Raw genomic sequence first — 16,851 nt, 5'->3', positions numbered from 1 at the left:
GCATCGGCTTGGACCGGATAACGTACATACGCGAACAAGAGAAGGCTTACCATGACGCCTGCTATCGCGAGCACGGATTGTTCGAGCCGGGATCGTGGCTGCACAAGCCGGTTCGGACCGTCATGGAGCTGATGGCCGAGTTCGAAGGCCGCGAAGACCTGCGGGTGCTGGATCTCGGCTGCGGCATCGGCCGCAACAGCATTCCGATCGCCGAAGCGTTGATCGGCCGTAGAAGCACCGTCGTGGGCGTGGATCTGCTGGATTCGGCAGTCGCGCAGCTGGCGGCGTACAGTCGGAAGTTCGGCGTCGCCTCGATTATCCGGCCCGTTCTCTCGAGCATCGAAGCGTTCGAGATCGAGCCGGGACGTTACGATTATATCGTCGCCGTATCGACGCTGGAGCATTTGGCATCGCTTGAAGCGCTCGATGCCAAGCTTGCCGAGATGGTCCGCGGCACGAAGGCGGGAGGCGTCCATTGCCTCGTCGTCGGCACGGGCATCGGCGAGAAGGACGCGGACACCGGCGAAGCGCTGGAGCCGCTGTTCGAAATCAATTTGGCGACAACCGAGCTGCTCGCGCTGTTCGATAAGCATTATGCCGGCTGGGAGATGCTCGCTCGCACGGTCAAACCGCTGGTCTTCGACATCGACCGGCAGGGACGCCCGGTCATCCTCGCTTCGGACTGCGTCACGCTCGCGGCGAAGAGACCGATCGGATAACCGCCGGAATCGGGTTGACAAGCGGAAGCCGGTCGGCCGAAGGCGGTTCTTGCCGAAGGCGGTTCCTGCCGACTGCGGTCCGGCTTCGGCACCTTGAGATTCCTGATCCGCTGGAGAGGATGCAGCAATCGCTGCTTGCCCAATGCTCGCTGCCCAAGCAGGATTCGTCGGCAGGCAGGCGCTCTGGCTGCACGATCAACAGATCGGCGCCCCGCGTTCCAAGCGCGGTGCGCCTTTTGCCGTTTTCGACGAAAACGGCTCCTTGGAGCTCGCAGCCCTGCTTTCGCGGCAAGCGGCGCATAATGGTCCGTTTGCGCAGATTTCGTTTTTGGGATATGATGCGCACAGAAGGGGGTTGCGGGCTTGTTCGTGAATAGAATACGGCTGGAGCGAAAGCCGCCCGTCACCCGCGGGGAACGGGACGCGGGGTGCGGCGGGTGAACGGTCTAGCGAGACGCTTGCAGCGCATGCTGCCCTATACGCTAAAACGCCGGCTGCTCGCGATGCTGCTCCTGTCGGTCATGATTCCTCTGTCGCTCATCGGGGCGATCTCCTATTACGGCATCTACAACGTGCTGCAGAACAAAGTCGAACGGGGCGTCGAGAAGAATTTGGAGCAGGAGCGCAACGGGCTTGAGTCGGTGCTGAGCAACCTCGACTATTCATCGCGGCAGCTTGCGTTCGAGGGCAAGGTCGGCAAGGATTTGAAGGCGTATCTGAAGAAGGACGACTTGGTCGTCAAACAGAAGCTGGGCGAAGAAATCGAAGACTATATCTCGCTGATCAATTATACGAATCCGCTGCTCGGCCTCACCGCGTATTATTTGCCGGAGACGAAGCAGTTTCTCTTCGAGAACTTATACATCAATCCGAAGCTGAGCATCGAAAGCTTTCATAAGATCACCACGGATACGGACAATTACACGCTGAACGGGCCGCATCGGACGCTGTACGTCAACAGCGACAATTCCGTGTTTTCGATCATGCGCGAGACGGAAGCGGGCTCGGACAATCCGGACGGACCGCCCATCTTCGTCTATATCGAGACGAACGTGTCGACCGTCGCCAAATTATTCAACAGCGAACCATACGGCATGCCGGTGACGCATCTGCTGCTGGACGAGCAAGGGAACATCATCTACAGCGGCGGCAACAAGCAATTTCCTGCGGGAACGAGCTACAAGGAGATTCAATCCGCGCGCAAGAGCAGCTTCGTCTTCTTCGATATCCCGAGCAAGTACGGCATCCAGCTGGCGCTCGTCATCGACCGCGTGGATTACCACAAGGAAATGAACACGTGGCTGAAGCGCTTCTCCCTCGTCGCCCTGCTCTCGCTGGTGGTCGGCCTGCTGATCGGATGGGTCATCTGGACGATGATCTACCGCCCGCTGCAGCGCATCCGCGCGCAGTTCATGATGCTTGGCGAGAACCGGTTCAACGAGCCGCCCGATTCCATACAGATCAAGGAATTCGACGAGCTGCTCTCGCATTTCTACGACATGCGCAAGCGCATCCGCGGACTGATGTCCGAGATCGAAGAGAAGGAGACGCGCAAGCGCCATTTGGAAGTCGAGAAGCTCATGTATCAGATCAATCCGCATTTTATCCATAACACGCTCAATTCGGCGCAATGGCTGGCCAGGATCAACGGGCAGGAGGAGATCGTCAAGCTGCTGTCGATTTTCGCGCGCGTGCTGAATTACAACTTGGGCAAAGAAGGCAAGCTCGTCACCGTTCGGCAAGAAATCCAAACGGTCCGGGATTATATCGAGCTGCAGCAGATGCGCTACAACCATCAGTTCCGCGTGGAGATCGACCTGGACGAGGACGCGGCATCGATCCGGATGCCCCGGTTTTTGCTGCAGCCGCTGGTCGAAAATGCGCTCTATCACGGCTTTAAGCATAAGAACGGCGTCATCCGCGTCGCCGTAGGGCTGACCGGCGACGGGCATTTCCTGATCGAGGTGACCGACAACGGAGAAGGGATGGCGCCGGAAACCGTACAAGCGCTGTTCGCGCAGGACGGCCGGGAACAAAGGAAGGTCGGACTCGGGATCGGGCTCGCGTTCGTCAACAATATCGCCGCCGTCTATTACGGGGACGAATACGGATTGCAGGTCGAGAGCGAGCTCGGCGCGGGTACGGCGATGCGGCTGCGGCTGCCGGTCAGGATGAAGGAGGTTTCGGGATGATCAGGACTTTGATCGTGGATGACGAGCATTGGGTCCGACAAGGCTTGCTTTTGACGCTGCCGTGGGAAGCGCGCGGCTTTCAAGTCGTGGGCGAGGCGGACAACGGCGAGACCGCGCTGGACATGATGGAGAAGCTGCCGGTCGATTTGCTCATGACGGACTTGACCATGCCGGCCATGGACGGCTTCGAGCTGATGAGGCGGGTCAGGGGCCGGTATCCGTCCGTGTTCACCGTCGTGTTGACCTGCCATCAGGATTTTCATTTCCTGCAGGACGCGATGCGCCTCGGGGCGATCGATTACGTGGTCAAGACGAATTTGGCCGACGAAAACCTCGAAGAGATGCTGGTACGAGTCGCGGACCGCATGCAGCTGTACCAAAGGCATCCGTCTTCGCTGGCTCTTGCGGCGGCGCCGATCAAGCAATCGCTGGTCCTGCTCGGCACGGAGAATGCGGACGAAGCCGGGGTTGCGCGGATCGAGCCCGCGGGCGGCGCGGTCCCGCTCGGCGGGAACAGCTGGCTGATCGCGAACCGCGCCCGGTCGGAGATCGACGACCTGATCGCGGAATTGTCCGCTTCGCCCTTGGTCGGCCATGCCGGTTTCGTCAGGGTGACGGATTGGCATGCGCGCGCGAAGCCCGCGGAATGGCTTGCCGCGCTGCGCGAGAAGCTGTTCTATGACGAAGACGCCTTCGCGGAGGGCGCATGGTCCGTCTCGCTCGAAGAACTGGAAGCGCTGCGGCTTCCGAGGCCGTCGGAAACGGACGTGCGGTGCGTGCGCCAGGCTTGGACGGCGATGCGCTGGGTATTCGACGCGAAAGAGTTTCAAGGTCTGACGTCGATGCTGCGAACGTTGCGCCTGCCTAGCCGCACGGCGATCATGCTGTTCGAGCGGAGCGCGGCTTCCTGGGCGATGCTGGCCGGGATTTCCGAGCCGTTCCGGCAATGGCGGGAGCATGTCGCGCGCTTCCGCACATTGGAGGACTGGCTGCGCTGGTTCGGGCGGTACCGCGACGAACTGGCGGCGATCGCGAAGGGCTTCGCATGTTCGGGCGACGTCTTCGTGGCCATATTGCGCGCGATCGAGCTGCTGCAGACGGAGGACGGAGAACATGCCGGACGCGCGGATCTGGCGGCGAAGGTGAATTTGAGCCAAGGCTATTTCAGCACGATTTTCAAGGAAATCGTCGGCCGTTCGTTCCATGACGCGGCCAAGGAAATTCGGCTGGAGAAGGCCAAGAAGCTGCTGCTCGATCATGCCGATATGCCGATCTACTGGATCGCGGAGAAGACCGGGTTCCAGGACGAGAAATATTTCAGCAAAATCTTCCGGGTCCAAACCGGCATGCTGCCCTCCGAATATCGGGATAAGCGCCTTCGTTAGGCAGGGAGCGCCGTTTCGTGCCCTTGAGTGGTGGCTCGACCGGCAGGGCATTCCGGTCGACATGGATTCATGATGAACAACATCGCGAAAGAAGGGCTCGCATGAGCAAGAGAATAACGACCGTCGCCGCGGCGCTGACGGCGCTGCTGCTTGTAACCGCATGCGATTCGAACGGCGGCGACCGCGCATCCGATCGCGCGGCGGCGGACCGCGGCGAATCCGGCGGGGCTTCGAACGCGGGCCGTCCGGACGCGGGCCCGGATCCGTTCGGCAAATATCCGGAAACCATCGCGTTCACGACCATCCTGAACAACAATCCGGAAGTGGCGAAAAGCTTTCCTCCGGGCGAATCATTCGAATCCAATCGGTACAAAACCTATATCGAGAACGCGCTCAACATCAAATCGACGCCGCTCTGGGAGGCGAACGGCGCCGCGTATTTCAACAAGTTCAACCTGATGATCGCAAGCGACGACCTGCCGGACATCTTCACCGTCGAACGTATCGACGCCGAGCCGGCGAAGACGATTCTGAAGCGGATGTACGACAACGACATGCTCGAGGATTTGACTTCGGTCTACGAGCAGTACGCCAGCCCGGCGATCAAGGAGGTGCAGGACTCGGTCCAAGGCAAGGCGCTGCAGAACGCGACCTTCGACGGCAAGCTGTACGGTCTGCCGAACGTGCTGGACATGAACAACGTGCAGATGGTCTGGGTCCGCCAGGATTGGCTGGATAACCTCGAGCTTCCGGCTCCGGACAGCATCGCGGATCTGATGAACGTCGCCAAGGCGTTCAAGGACGACGATCCGGACGGCGACGGCAAGGCGGATACGCTAGGCTTGGCGCTCAAAGGAGACATGCTGTTCGATTCGCAGCCGTTTTCCTTGAATGCTTTCGCGTGGGCGATGGATGCCTATCCGGCGATGTGGGTCAAGAACGGCGACGGCAAGCTCGTGTACGGCTCGACGCAGCCGGCCATGAAGGAAGTGCTCGCGAAGCTCGCGCAGATGTACAAGGACGGCACGATCGATCATGAGTTCGCGCTTCGCGACGGCAACATGACGAGCGAATTCTTGGCGGACGGAAGCGCCGGGTTGATGCTCGGCAAATGGTGGGCTCCGGTCTGGCCGCTCGGGGGCGCGATCGACAACAACCCGAAGGGCGAGTGGAAGGCGTATCCGATCATGACGGGCGATCACGTCAACGTCGACAACGGGTTTGTCTCCAATGCGTTCCTGGTCGTGAAGAAGGGCTTCGCCCACCCGGAGCTCGCGATGAAATTCATGAACGTGCTGAAAGAGGCATCCCAGCAACGCATTCCGGAGCTGCAGGAGCTCGAGACGACCGGCATCTATAAATCGGCTGATTCGACGCGCTATATGTTCGGCTTGAACAATAATCTGATCGCTCCGGTGTTCACGGACACGACGGCGCGCACCGTGCGCAAGTTCGACGCGATTTTCGCCGGCAAAGCGCGGCCGGACATTCTCGACGCGGCGGAGAGGTCGATCTACGATCGGGTGAAGTCGGAGAAGGATAACCCGAAGAAGGATCTGGGCAACTATAAGACCTATCTGGCGTGGATGGAAGGCAACGGCGTGGTCGCGCGCACGAAGCAGAACAACGTGTTCAACGAGTTTACCGGCACGACCAAGACGATGGAGCGCGACTGGAGCGCGCTGACCGACCTCGAAACGAAGGCGTTTCTCGAGTTTATCACGGGCGGCAGGCCGATATCCGACTTCGACCGCTTCGTCGCGGCATGGAACAAGAAGGGCGGGGAACAAATCACGAAGGAAGTCAACGAACGGCACGAGAGCGAAACGAACTGATCCATCCCGTTCCGTTCATGGCGCGGTCGTGCGAATCGGGCGGCGACATGATAAGAACGGTCCGTTCGCCTGCGCCGGTCCCGGCATTCATGCGGTTATTCTTCGTGCCGAAATGCGAGTTCAAGCGCCGAACGGTCCGGCAGGTAAGAAAAACGTCATCTGCGCAGCCCGTATTCCAAAAAATGGTTCAAAAGGGTTCCTCATTCCGTACGAATTTCCCCCTGCCTAAGTCGCCGCGCCGTTTTATAATGAAGATGCAGGTCATTCTGCATACTTTATTCAGTCCATCAGGAGGATTCCATGAACGGCATGCAACCGTGGCTGCACCTGATCGAGAAAGCATCGCTTCATATTTTGCAGCATGACGTGCTTCGGCGCACTGAGCTTCGGCAGCTTGGCCGCGAGCTTCCGTTTTACGTCGTCTCTTTTATCAAGGAAGGATCCTGCCGGCTCCGAATCGGAGGCCGCGATTACCATGCGAATCAGGGGGATGTGCTCCTCGTGCCGCCCCGGGCGCTTCATGACCAAGTGAAGGATACGGGCGAGGTCACGACCATGCTGTGGTGGCATTTCACGCTCACGATCGCGGACTGCATGGACGCGCTGCAGCTGTTTCAGTTTCCGCTGCTGTTCCGTCTGGGCGATACGGAACGCTTCGAGCATTTGTACCTGGAATACCGCCGGTGCGCGGAGCGTCCCGCATCGCTTGCGGACAGCTTGATGAGAGGCGCCAAGTCGCAGGAATTGGCCGCCATTCTGATCGAATCGGCGCTGCGTCAGCCGGATGCGCGCTTGAAGGCCGATTATTCGGAAGCGTTCACGTCGATTCTGAACGAACTGCTCGAGAGCCCGGAGACCCGCATCGACCTTGCCGGGCTAGGAGAGCGCTACAGTCTGCACCCGACTTACATTTCTAACCAATTCAAGAAAATATACGGAATCACTCCGATGCAGCTGCAGCTTCACCTTCGCTTGCGAAAAGCCAAGCATTTGCTGGAGACGGAGAAGCGTCCGATCGGCGAGGTCGCGAAGCTGATCGGCTACGAGGATGCCGACGATTTCTCGCGCTTCTTCAAGAGCAAGACGGGAATCTCGCCGCTGAAGTACCGCAACGAGGGCCGGTTCGAACCGAGCCTGTAAGGGGCGCGCGGACCATCTCCGTCTCTTGGGGAACGTCATGCAGTCGGCCGCGGAGTTTGGAACGATGCCGAGCTATCGTTGACGTTGCGCGAGCCCGAACCGCCAGCGCGCGGCGTACAGGCCGCATTAAGCATGCATGCCAATAACCGCCAAAGGAGAGCCTGCGGCGGTTTTTTCATGCGTTGCAGGACCTCGCGCGCGCTTGCCGTATCCGATCGGTTGCCGTCGTCGCGCGGCCAGCTTGCGGCCTGTTTCTTGTTCGCGCGCGATTGACGGGCGGTTTCGCGTTTCGCCGGCAAGGTTATACTTGAAGCAGAGCCGAACTGCGATAACCGCTAGAGGAGGCGAGCCGGCCATGTTGTTTACTTCGATCAAGCCCATGCTCTTATCGACGGGGATGAAGGCGTTCGACGACGAAGCGTTTCTGTTCGAACCCAAGTGGGACGGGGCGAGAATCCTGCTGCATAAGCAGGGGGATCGGCTGGAGGCGTATACCCGTAACGGGCACGTCGTCACGGGCAAGTTTCCCGAATTGAGGAAAGCGGTTGCAGCCATCAAAGCGCCCGCCGCGATCTTGGATTGCGAGGGCGTTTGCTTGCGCGGCGGCAAACCGGCCTTCGATGATTTCGTCTATCGCTTGCGCATCGGCGATGCCGCCAAAATTAACGCCGCAATCCGGTCGCATCCGGCGACCTTCATCGCGTTCGACGTGCTGCATACGTCGGCCGATCACATGGACGAGCCCTTGACGGACCGGAAAGCAAGATTGGCCGACATCGTCGCGCCGTCGGATACGATTGCGCCTACGGCCAGCGTAAACGGAAAGGGCAAAGCGCTCCAGGCTTGGACGATCGAGCGGGATATGGAGGGAATCGTCGCGAAGCGGCTGGATTCGCGCTATCGGACGGACGTCGTCTCCGGCGATTGGATCAAAATCAAGAATGTCAAAACGATCGACGCCATCATCTTGGGGTATAGAACGGAACCGCGATTCGCGCTCATCGTCGGCCTTCACTTCAGGACGATCCGCTATAAACCGGTCGCCACGGTCGAGACGGGATTCACCGACCTCGAGAAGCACGCATTCCTGGCCATTGCCGAACAGCTGCAGGATCGGACGGACCGTCTCGTCCGGTGGATAACGCCGAAGCTGTGCTGCCGCATCGAATATCGGGATCGCACCGACCGTCATCAGCTGCTGGAGACGCGGTTCAAAGGCTTTCTGTTCGACAAGAATCCCGAGGATTGCCGCTGGACCTATTGACCGCCGGCCGAGCCCGGATGCGATTTTTATCCCATATGCCCAAAATCTCTGCTAAGCTGGTAAGAGGAACAAAATCCAAGCCGGCGCGTCTAATGAAGGGCTGCTGGTCCGGCAGGATTCGTCAGAACTGGAGGAGGTGTAGATGATTATCGATGTTGGCTTGTATGCGCCGGTGAAGCGGATCAAGGACGGGCTTCAGGCGCAGCGCCCTATTTTTGCGGAAATGACGTCCTTCTTGAAGGACACTTTCGGTTACGACATCCTGTGCTGCGGGTATCTTCATGAACGGATCGAAGGCGAGCGGCCTTATTTTGTCAATCGGCTCGACATTTACGCCAACGACAACGAAACGTACGGCTTGATGATGGAGAACGGATTCAATGTCCGGTATAACGGGCAATCGTCGACGCAGGAGACGGAGGCGCTTCATCATTTTTTGCGGCTTGCTGCGGAGCATCGCGTCCCGCACAGCTTCCCGCTGCTCAGGCATCCGCGCAAATACGCGAGCTTGCTGCTCAAGGACACGGACAAGCTCTATATCGACACGAAGCAGCTGTTTCCGATTTGCCATTCGTTTGAAGATGCGTATAAAGGGAATTTGTTGAACCGCAACGCGGACGAGCTGAAGGCATTGATCGTGGGCCGGTTTCCGGACCGCTGGATTTATCGGGTGTACGTCTCCAGCGAGCGCATTTATGTCTTTTACGATACGATTCGGCACGAAGACGAGAACGACGCGAACGGTACGACGGAAGAAATCAAGAACCTTTGCCATGCGTACATACGGAGTTTGGACGAATACGGCTACTTCAATCAGACCGCGAACCTCGTTCAGACCGACAGCGATGAAATCGTCAAGCAGCGTTACGGCGGAAATTATTACTATTATTTCAAATGAACGGACGGGAAACCGGCGATAAACGAGATCGAGCCGCCTGATCGCAGGCGGCTCTTTTTCGTGCGTCGATCGTGCTTCTTATCCGCTCATGCCTTCTCCGGAACGGGAGCCGGCGGAAAGTATTTGCCTCCGAAGAACAACCGAACGGTGCCGGCGGCCACGATCAACGTCAGCAGCAGCGAGCCGATCAGCAGGATCGCGGCGACGATAGCAAATGCCCCCGACCGTTCCCGCGCCATAAGCAAAAAACCTTGCGCGACCGTGGCGATTCCGAACGTATACGCCCAATAGCCCGGCGCGAATTCCTGCTGTCTAAGCCAAGGGTAAGACAACGCCAACGAGACCGTGAGGAACAGCGCATAGCCGGCCAGCGCGTACGTGACGAAGTTCGACGATTGTCCGCTCAGCACCTGGTAGGCCACGAGGACGATGGCGGACGGAGCCATATAGATGCCCATGAAATTCCGGGTTTTCGCATCCAAGCCTCCGGTTGCGAGCTGCTGCAGGAGTACCGAGTCCAAAATGAGCCAGGACAGCGCGCCGATGCCGAACACCATCCAGCCGTACGTGGAATAGCTCATCTGGCCGGCGATCAAGGCATTGACGAGCACGCTGGCCGTATAGGTCAGGAACAAGGAAGGCGTGATCTGCGCGGGCTGGCGCTGAATCGTCCACATGCGCGAGAATCGCATAGCCGCATAGCCCAGATTAGCCGCGGAGCCTGTCCAGAAGAGCGCGTGCGCGAATGCGGCCTGGTACGGCAGGAACGCGGAGGCCAGCAGGATCAGGGATTCGGGAATCAAGGCGATAAAGGAAGCCTGGACGGGATCGCGCCATTCATGCAGGGCTGCCGATCGGTGGCGGATCCATTTGAGGATATACAGCCCTCCCCACCCTATGAAGGAGAGCAGCGCCAACAGTTCCAGCAGCTCTCCCAACAGGCGCGGCACCTGCCAGATGTCGTGCGCGAAGCGAAGCGCGTTCCCCGTCTCGGCCAAGCCGAGGGTCATGGCGAAGAACGATGCGGGCGCAACGGGGAGTCCGGCCGTCGTTCCTTCGGATCGTTGAAAGCGTTTCGTGCGGGCGAAGAGTTTTGATTCCATCGGTTGTAGCCTCCTTGTCGAGTCGGAATGGATAGCTACAGTGTAGGCAATACGAGAACGATAGATCAATACATGTTTTTCTATAATAACGATCGGGAATTCGAATGATTGAGTGCGAAGCGTCGGAACGGAAGCATCCAACAAGAGAACGCCGAACCGGCGAATGGGGATGGCCATTCATGCCGATTCGGCGCGAGTGTCAGGGCTGCTTCCCGCGAATGAACGGCAGATACATGAGCGTGAAGATAGCCAGCGCGATCAATTCTTCCACGGCCAAATAGTAAGGATACGGCCCGAGCAGGCTCAGCAGCGAAGCGGCCTCGGGCTTGTGCCTGAGGAACATATAATTGGCGTCGAGCCCATAATCCAGTCCGCCCACGACGATGACGAGCACGTTCAAAAAAATCATGACGGCGCCGATGGATTTCCAAGTGGGGCGGAATCGTTCGATCCACGTCATGTAGAGCGAGGCCAAGATGATCGCGATATGCGCGATGAAGAAGTGGAAGAACCGAAAATGCGGAAACGGATAGATCAGATCGGGCGTGAGCATCGCCTGCAGCGCCCCGCCGATGCCGGCGAAGAACACGATCGGATACAACAGGCGGCTTCGCGTCAGCAGCATCGCGACGGCGAGGAGCTGCGTAATGCTGCAAAGCTCGAGGGGCAGCGTGTATCGGACGTTCCACAAGCCTTCGACGGCATACCAGTAGAACAAGCCCGCCTCGGGAACGACGAGCCCCAGCAGGAGGATCATGCGGACCGCATACCTTGCCCGCCGATGGTTCGCGATGTTGGATCTGAAGCGAAACAAGATCGCGGCCAGCGCGATCAACGCCGCGATCATGGCGATATGCGACCATGAATAAGCTTGGAACCGCGAGCCCGAAAGCTCGGAATCGAAAAAGGCATGCATGTCGCTATCCCCCGAATGGATGATGGATTGCCGTAACGGTCGTACCGCAATCGATAGGACCCTTACGGGGTATTCGCGATGAATGGCGCAATCTCCTCTTGGGCCGTTGCAGCACGTAATGTGCCTCGGCGTCGCAAGACAGTACAGCACGCAGCGAGGAAGCGGTCAAGCGCGCTTCGCGCGCTGCAACGGGACTAGAACGGCAGCCGTCCGCCATATTCGGCAGGTTCCAACATCACCGCCAGGCCTGTCCACGCATAATCCTCTCTGGCTGCCCGGAGCCGGTTCTCGCGCGCGATGCTCCGATAGAGCCGAAGCGCCTCGCGGTCGTTAAGCGCCTCGGTGTCGGTGCCGAGATGCTCGGATAGCAGCTCGCGGCGCAGCGAACGTACGACGGCCGGGTCCCAGATCGAAGCGTTCATCTCCGTATGGCCGTACAACGAATTCGAGTGAAGATTGCAGGAGCCGATGGTCGCCCATTCGTCGTCCACCAGCATCATCTTGGCATGGACGTAGATGCTGCTGCGCGTTCCGCTCGCGTTCGGGCCCGCGATGCCGACGAGCGTAAAGTGCTCATAGCGGCCCAGCGCCTCGAGGCGGGCGAAGAAGTCGGTTCCGCCCGGCTGCCGGCGGCGCTCGCGCACATGGGACTCGGGTTCAGCCGGCACGAGGAGCACGACATCCACGCCTCGCTTCAGCGCCTCCTCCAGCCGGTCGGCGATCTCCGGAACCGGGAGCGCTTGATTCTCGATATAGATCGAGCTGCGCGCGGCATCGATGGCCAGCTTGTACTGCTCCAGTATCGTTCGTTCGCCTTCGGCGATCGGATACGGCTCCCCGCCGGGCGTGGGGAAATCATGGGCGTATCGTCCGGGATGCACGTTCCGCTGCATGTGGACGAGGCTGTCTCCGCGCGGAGCGGAGACGCGAGCGGGGAACGGAAGCTCCTCGTCTTCGCCCATGCTCCATGCGCCGTCCGCTTCGTGCCTCTCGCTGGCTTCGTTCCAGCGTTGGACGAAATTATGGTGCACGTCGGTCGCGGAAGGACCGGTCACTTCGACATAGCTGTCGTGGCGTTGATCCTCGCCGCGGTGTCCGGGCTCGACGGATTTGAAGGTCGGATTGATCCCGCCGACGAATGCCGTCTCGGACGGCTGCCCGGCATCGATCAGCCAGATCTTCTGATGCTGGCAATAACGGCCGTGCGCGCGATCCCAACGGGCGCGGAATCGCGAGCCGCGCGCGGCGAGCAGCTCGCGGTCGGCGGGCGAGCCCGGGAACGTCTGGCCGTAGCCGCTGCTCTCCGGGTTGGGACGCCAGAAGATGACCCGAACGTCGAGCCCTCGGGCGACCGCGCGGTCCAAGACGTCGAACAGCGTGCCGCGGTCGTCCGGCATCCGGAAATCCGTCGCGAAGAACGTAATCGAGATCCACACGCTGGCGGTCGCCGCTTCGACCGCCTCGCATATCCGCCGGAAGGCGGGACCGCTGTCGATCAGCGGTCGGACGGCATTGCCGGATCGGAGGGGATACGTGCCGGTTGCGGGGTAGGGAATGGAAGTCATGTTGAGCCTCCTTTTGGTTTTTCAATAGTGTAGCACGGTCTCTGCGGAGGAACCATTGAGATACCGTAAACGGCGCGGTTCGTCGGTTAGGCAAGGTTCCGCGGCAATCGGCCAACGTGCGAGCTTCGCCGCGTTCAATATCGGGGGGATGTCCCAGGGCGAGCCGTGCTCGCAGCCGATCCTTCGAGACTGCCGGAGCAGCCTTTTTTGACGCCGAGTATGCCCGAGCAGTCGCTAGAATGATATAATGCAACTGAATTATCGCGGCGTCGAACGCCGGTCGGACCCTGCCAAACTGCAGTTCCAGTAGCGCAAAATCGAACAGAAAAGAGGCGTAAGCCGCATCATGCAAGCCGACGAATCCCTTCTAAAGCAATCATCCTTCACGAAATTCTGGCTTTCCCGCACGCTGTCGTTCACGTCGTTTCAAATGATCTCGGTCGCGATCGGCTGGCAGATGTACGCGCTGACGCGCGACGCCTACAGCCTCGGTCTGGTTGGACTCGCGCAGTTCCTGCCGATGCTGCTGCTGACGTTGGTCGTCGGCCATGTCGCCGACCGCTTCGACCGACGCAAGATCGTGTTCATCTGTCAAATCATCGAAAGCGGGATCGCCGTGCTGCTGCTCGTCGGCAACATGGCCGATTGGCTCGGGCGCGAGGAAATCCTGCTCGCGGCGGCGATTCTCGGCGCGTGCCGGGCGTTCGAAGGCCCATCCTCGTCCGCGCTGCTGCCGATGCTGGTGCCGAAGGAATGGATGCAGCGGGCGATCGCCTGGACGACCTCGGCCGGGCAAACCTCGCAAATCCTGGGCCCAACGCTGGGCGGCGTGTTGATCTCGGTCGGACCCGTCTACGTTTATTTGACGGCTGCCGCGGCGCTGCTGACCGCCGCTATCCTGACGATCCTGATCCGCATGGAGCGGACCGTCAGGAAGCTGGAGCCGCTGACCGCGCGCTCGATCTTCTCGGGGCTGCTCTTCGTCAGGCGGCATCCGGTCATCTTGGGTACTATCTCGCTGGATCTGTTCGCCGTCCTGCTGGGAGGCGCTACGGCGCTGCTGCCGATCTTCGCGCAGGATATCCTGCGCACCGGCGCATGGGGGCTCGGCGTCATGCGGACCGCGCCGGCGGTCGGCGCGCTGCTGATGTCGATCGTGCTCGTCTACGTGCCGCTCCGGAGGGCGCTCGGCCCGATATTGTTCGGCTCGCTGGCGGTGTTCGGCCTGGCGACGATGCTCTTCGCGGTCTCGACGAGCCTGATCCTGTCCCTGGTCGCGCTGCTGTTCATCGGCGCCTCGGACGTGATCAGCGTGGTCATTCGTTCGTCGCTCGTGCAGCTGCAGACGCCGGACGAGATGAGAGGCCGCGTGAACGCGGTCAACTCGCTCTTCATCGGGACGTCCAACCAGCTTGGCGAATTCGAGTCGGGCACGATGGCCGGCTGGCTGGGCGCCGTGCCCGCGGCCTTCATCGGCGGCGTCGGCACCATCGTGGTGGCGGGGCTGTGGATGCTGATGTTTCCGTCGCTCAGACGGCTGCGGTCGCTCGAGGAAGAGCAGGCGGGCTGAAAGCGAGAAGCGGAAGGCACGCGGGAGCGCAAACGCCTGCGCTGAGAAGGAGCTTGGTTCTTACGGGGCCGACGGATCCAGCGCGGAGCGGATCGCGTCCAGATTGGAGAGGATGCGCGCGCGAAGCGGCGGCGGACCGACGTCTTCCAGCAGCGTGCCTAACGACAGCAGGTAGCTCTCGAGCCAGCTTCCCGCCGGAAATGCGGCCTTGATGCCGAAGGAACCGTCCGCGTTGCGCGTGATCGTCTCTTCGGCGAACTCGTCGTAGACCCGGTAAGCGCCTTCGGCGGCAATGCGGAGCGTCACTTCGATGGCATCCGCCATGATGTTGTCTTCCGCTTCCGCGAGCGGAACCGCGGGTCGGGGCTCAAAGCGTTCGTCGGTGACGACGATGTCCTTCATCCGGCCGATCTTGAAGATGCGAGGCCCGTTGCTCGCGAGGCAGTGCCCCGTCAAGTACCAGGCTTTGCTCTTGAACAGCAGGCTGGCCGGCTCCACGCTTCGCTCGCTTTGCTTGCCGTAGGAATTGTAATAGCGGAACCGGATGGTCCGGTTCTCCACGATCGCGCCGCGCAGGAGCGGGAAGAGCCGTCGCTGGCTTTCCTCGCTTCCCCAAGGGGAGAAGTCCACCTCGATCCAGTTGTTCGTTTCTTTCTTGAACAAGCGGCTGAGCTTGCCCAGGACCTCCTCGGCTTCAGGGAATTTCGCGGCGGTCAAGCTCTGGAGCGCGATCAGAATATCGTCCTGCTCGCGCTCGGACAGCAGCGATTTATTGAACACGTACCCGTCCATGAGCGAGATTCCGCCGCCTTTGCCCCTGCTGGCGTAGACCGGGATTCCGGCGGCGCTCAGCATGTCGATATCCCGATAAATGGTCCGCGCGGACACCTCGAAGTGTTCCGCCAGCTCGGCCGCGGTCAGCGTTTTCTTGTGCAAGAGCATGTATAAGATTTCGAAATGCCGGTTCACCGACATGCGCATCACCTCGTAACCAGTATACGCATTAAACTTGACATTCGAAAGTCATATTACCTGGGGATCCGGAGCTACGACGCGGCGATGCGTCTAACGGACGCTTGTGAGACGAATTTGGCAATATATACCCAATCTGCGCCGCGCAGCATCGACGATCGATCGTAACTAACTATACGCAAGGATAGAAACTGATCATGTTTTCCCTTCTTTCGAGCGGAATGGGCGCGTCCTATAATGGAGATGAGGACAAAAGGGACGAAAGCGGGGCTGATAGCGCGATGGAGAAACGATCGTACGGAAATACGGGGATGAACGTAAGCATACTCGGCTTCGGCGGGGCGGAGATCGGCTTCGAGGGGACGACGCCGGAACAGGCGGACAGGCTGCTCGGCAGCGCGCTCGACGCCGGGCTGAACGTAATCGACACGGCGGAATGCTACGCGATCAGCGAGGAGCTGATCGGCAGGTCGGCATCGCATCGCCGCGACGACTATTACCTGTTCACCAAGTGCGGCCACGCCTCCGGCTTCGACCAGCCGGATTGGGACATCGCGATGCTCGAGGCCAGCATCGACCGCAGCTTGAAGCGGCTGCGGACGGATTACGTCGACGTCGTGCATCTGCATGGCTGCTCCGAGGCGCTGTTGCGCCAAGGCGATGTCATCGACGTGCTGAAGCGGGCGAAGGAGAAGGGCAAGACGCGGTTTATCGGATACAGCGGCGACCACAAGGCCGCGCAATACGCGGTTCAATGCGGCGCTTTCGACTCGCTCGAGACGTCCGTGAACATCGCCGACCAGGAAGCGGTCACGCTGACGATTCCGGAAGCGCAGGCGCGCGGGATGGGCGTCGTCGCCAAACGCCCGATCGCGAACGCCGCATGGAAGACGGGGAGCAAGCCGTTATCCGGGTATCACCATACGTATTGGGAACGGCTGCAGGCGCTGGATTACGATTTTCTGAGCACGGGCTTAAGCGAATCGATCGGCACGGCGCTGCGCTTCACGCTCTCCATTCCGGGCGTGCATGCCGCGATCGTCGGCACGGCCAATCCGGACCGGTGGCACGAGAATGCCCGTCTCTTGGAGCGGGGGCTGCTGACGCGGGAGCAGTTCGAAGCGATCCGCGCGCGGTGGCAGGCGAAGGCTGCCGCCGATTGGACCGGCCAGGGCTGAGCCGACTGCCCGGACACGTCGAGCAAAGGGATCCATGAAGATGGCCCGTGAAGCGCTGCGAGCCGCAACCTTCCGACCCGTGAATCGTTAACGCTGCACGAGCCGCTTGGCCGC

Annotated in this window: 13 protein-coding genes; 9 read left to right on the top strand and 4 right to left on the bottom strand. The window is 60.2% G+C overall.

From position 1 onward, the window contains the following. Positions 1-8: 8 nt before the first annotated feature. The 7 genes from GT019_RS00475 to GT019_RS00445 all read left to right on the top strand — a co-directional run bounded on the left by GT019_RS00475 (position 9) and on the right by GT019_RS00445 (position 9,433). Complete coding sequence (locus GT019_RS00475) at positions 9-719, top strand: class I SAM-dependent methyltransferase (RefSeq protein ID WP_161740122.1); 711 nt, start codon at positions 9-11, stop codon at positions 717-719. A gap of 437 nt (positions 720-1,156) precedes the next feature. After that, positions 1,157-2,911, top strand: a complete 1,755-nt coding sequence (locus tag GT019_RS32385; RefSeq protein WP_161740120.1) for a cache domain-containing sensor histidine kinase — start codon at positions 1,157-1,159, stop codon at positions 2,909-2,911. Then, a complete protein-coding gene (locus tag GT019_RS00465; RefSeq protein ID WP_161740118.1) occupies positions 2,908-4,296 on the top strand; it encodes a response regulator in 1,389 nt (462 codons plus the stop codon). The genes GT019_RS32385 and GT019_RS00465 overlap by 4 nt, the downstream gene beginning before the upstream one ends. A 101-nt stretch (positions 4,297-4,397) precedes the next feature. Then, complete coding sequence (locus tag GT019_RS00460; protein ID WP_161740116.1) at positions 4,398-6,131, top strand: type 2 periplasmic-binding domain-containing protein; 1,734 nt, start codon at positions 4,398-4,400, stop codon at positions 6,129-6,131. A 300-nt stretch (positions 6,132-6,431) separates the two neighbouring features. Further along, complete coding sequence (locus tag GT019_RS00455; RefSeq protein ID WP_161740114.1) at positions 6,432-7,271, top strand: helix-turn-helix transcriptional regulator; 840 nt, start codon at positions 6,432-6,434, stop codon at positions 7,269-7,271. Between the two features lie 355 nt (positions 7,272-7,626). Then, positions 7,627-8,535, top strand: coding sequence for an ATP-dependent DNA ligase (locus tag GT019_RS00450; protein ID WP_161740112.1), 909 nt, complete (start codon positions 7,627-7,629; stop codon positions 8,533-8,535). Positions 8,536-8,677: 142 nt separating this feature from the next. Next, positions 8,678-9,433 carry a hypothetical protein gene (locus GT019_RS00445; protein ID WP_161740110.1) on the top strand — a complete coding sequence of 252 codons (756 nt, stop codon included), beginning with the start codon at positions 8,678-8,680 and terminating at the stop codon, positions 9,431-9,433. Between the two features lie 86 nt (positions 9,434-9,519). On the opposite strand, the gene GT019_RS00440 is transcribed toward GT019_RS00445, so the two are convergent. The 3 genes from GT019_RS00440 to GT019_RS00430 all read right to left on the bottom strand — a co-directional run bounded on the left by GT019_RS00440 (position 9,520) and on the right by GT019_RS00430 (position 13,017). Further along, positions 9,520-10,536: an SLAC1 family transporter gene (locus tag GT019_RS00440; protein WP_161740108.1), complete on the bottom strand. Its 1,017-nt coding sequence runs from the start codon at positions 10,534-10,536 to the stop codon at positions 9,520-9,522. A 199-nt stretch (positions 10,537-10,735) separates the two neighbouring features. Beyond that, on the bottom strand, positions 10,736-11,452 hold the full coding sequence (locus tag GT019_RS00435; protein ID WP_161740106.1) for a YwaF family protein: 717 nt from the start codon (positions 11,450-11,452) through the stop codon (positions 10,736-10,738). 194 nt (positions 11,453-11,646) lie between these two features. Continuing rightward, the gene (locus tag GT019_RS00430) at positions 11,647-13,017 is read right to left on the bottom strand and encodes a phospholipase D-like domain-containing protein (protein ID WP_161740104.1); all 1,371 of its coding nucleotides are present in this window, start codon (positions 13,015-13,017) and stop codon (positions 11,647-11,649) included. Positions 13,018-13,363: 346 nt separating this feature from the next. Here GT019_RS00430 and GT019_RS00425 point away from each other — a divergent pair, with 346 nt between their 5' ends. After that, on the top strand, positions 13,364-14,587 hold the full coding sequence (locus GT019_RS00425) for an MFS transporter (RefSeq protein ID WP_161740102.1): 1,224 nt from the start codon (positions 13,364-13,366) through the stop codon (positions 14,585-14,587). 60 nt (positions 14,588-14,647) lie between these two features. Here GT019_RS00425 and GT019_RS00420 read toward each other — a convergent pair whose 3' ends face one another. Further along, positions 14,648-15,562 carry a helix-turn-helix transcriptional regulator gene (locus GT019_RS00420; RefSeq protein WP_161740099.1) on the bottom strand — a complete coding sequence of 305 codons (915 nt, stop codon included), beginning with the start codon at positions 15,560-15,562 and terminating at the stop codon, positions 14,648-14,650. Positions 15,563-15,840: 278 nt separating this feature from the next. On the opposite strand from GT019_RS00420, the gene GT019_RS00415 reads away from it, so the two are divergent. Continuing rightward, a complete protein-coding gene (locus GT019_RS00415; protein WP_161740097.1) occupies positions 15,841-16,737 on the top strand; it encodes an aldo/keto reductase in 897 nt (298 codons plus the stop codon). The last annotated feature ends 114 nt before the right edge of the window (positions 16,738-16,851 follow it).

This window comes from Paenibacillus glycinis (assembly GCF_009909185.1).
GTDB classification, from domain to species: Bacteria; Bacillota; Bacilli; order Paenibacillales; family Paenibacillaceae; genus Paenibacillus_Z; species Paenibacillus_Z glycinis.
Note: the sequence above shows the minus strand (reverse complement) of the source record. Positions and strands in the feature narration are given on the sequence as shown.

Bases quoted from the DNA above. Each gene is read 5' to 3' on its own strand.
- GT019_RS00465 (WP_161740118.1), top strand. From the start codon at position 2,908: ATGATCAGGACTTTGATCGTGGATGACGAGCATTGGGTCCGACAAGGC.
- GT019_RS00460 (WP_161740116.1), top strand. From the start codon at position 4,398: ATGAGCAAGAGAATAACGACCGTCGCCGCGGCGCTGACGGCGCTGCTG.
- GT019_RS00455 (WP_161740114.1), top strand. From the start codon at position 6,432: ATGAACGGCATGCAACCGTGGCTGCACCTGATCGAGAAAGCATCGCTT.
- GT019_RS00450 (WP_161740112.1), top strand. From the start codon at position 7,627: ATGTTGTTTACTTCGATCAAGCCCATGCTCTTATCGACGGGGATGAAG.
- GT019_RS00445 (WP_161740110.1), top strand. From the start codon at position 8,678: ATGATTATCGATGTTGGCTTGTATGCGCCGGTGAAGCGGATCAAGGAC.
- GT019_RS00440 (WP_161740108.1), bottom strand. From the start codon at position 10,536: ATGGAATCAAAACTCTTCGCCCGCACGAAACGCTTTCAACGATCCGAA.
- GT019_RS00435 (WP_161740106.1), bottom strand. From the start codon at position 11,452: ATGCATGCCTTTTTCGATTCCGAGCTTTCGGGCTCGCGGTTCCAAGCT.
- GT019_RS00430 (WP_161740104.1), bottom strand. From the start codon at position 13,017: ATGACTTCCATTCCCTACCCCGCAACCGGCACGTATCCCCTCCGATCC.
- GT019_RS00425 (WP_161740102.1), top strand. From the start codon at position 13,364: ATGCAAGCCGACGAATCCCTTCTAAAGCAATCATCCTTCACGAAATTC.
- GT019_RS00420 (WP_161740099.1), bottom strand. From the start codon at position 15,562: ATGTCGGTGAACCGGCATTTCGAAATCTTATACATGCTCTTGCACAAG.
- GT019_RS00415 (WP_161740097.1), top strand. From the start codon at position 15,841: ATGGAGAAACGATCGTACGGAAATACGGGGATGAACGTAAGCATACTC.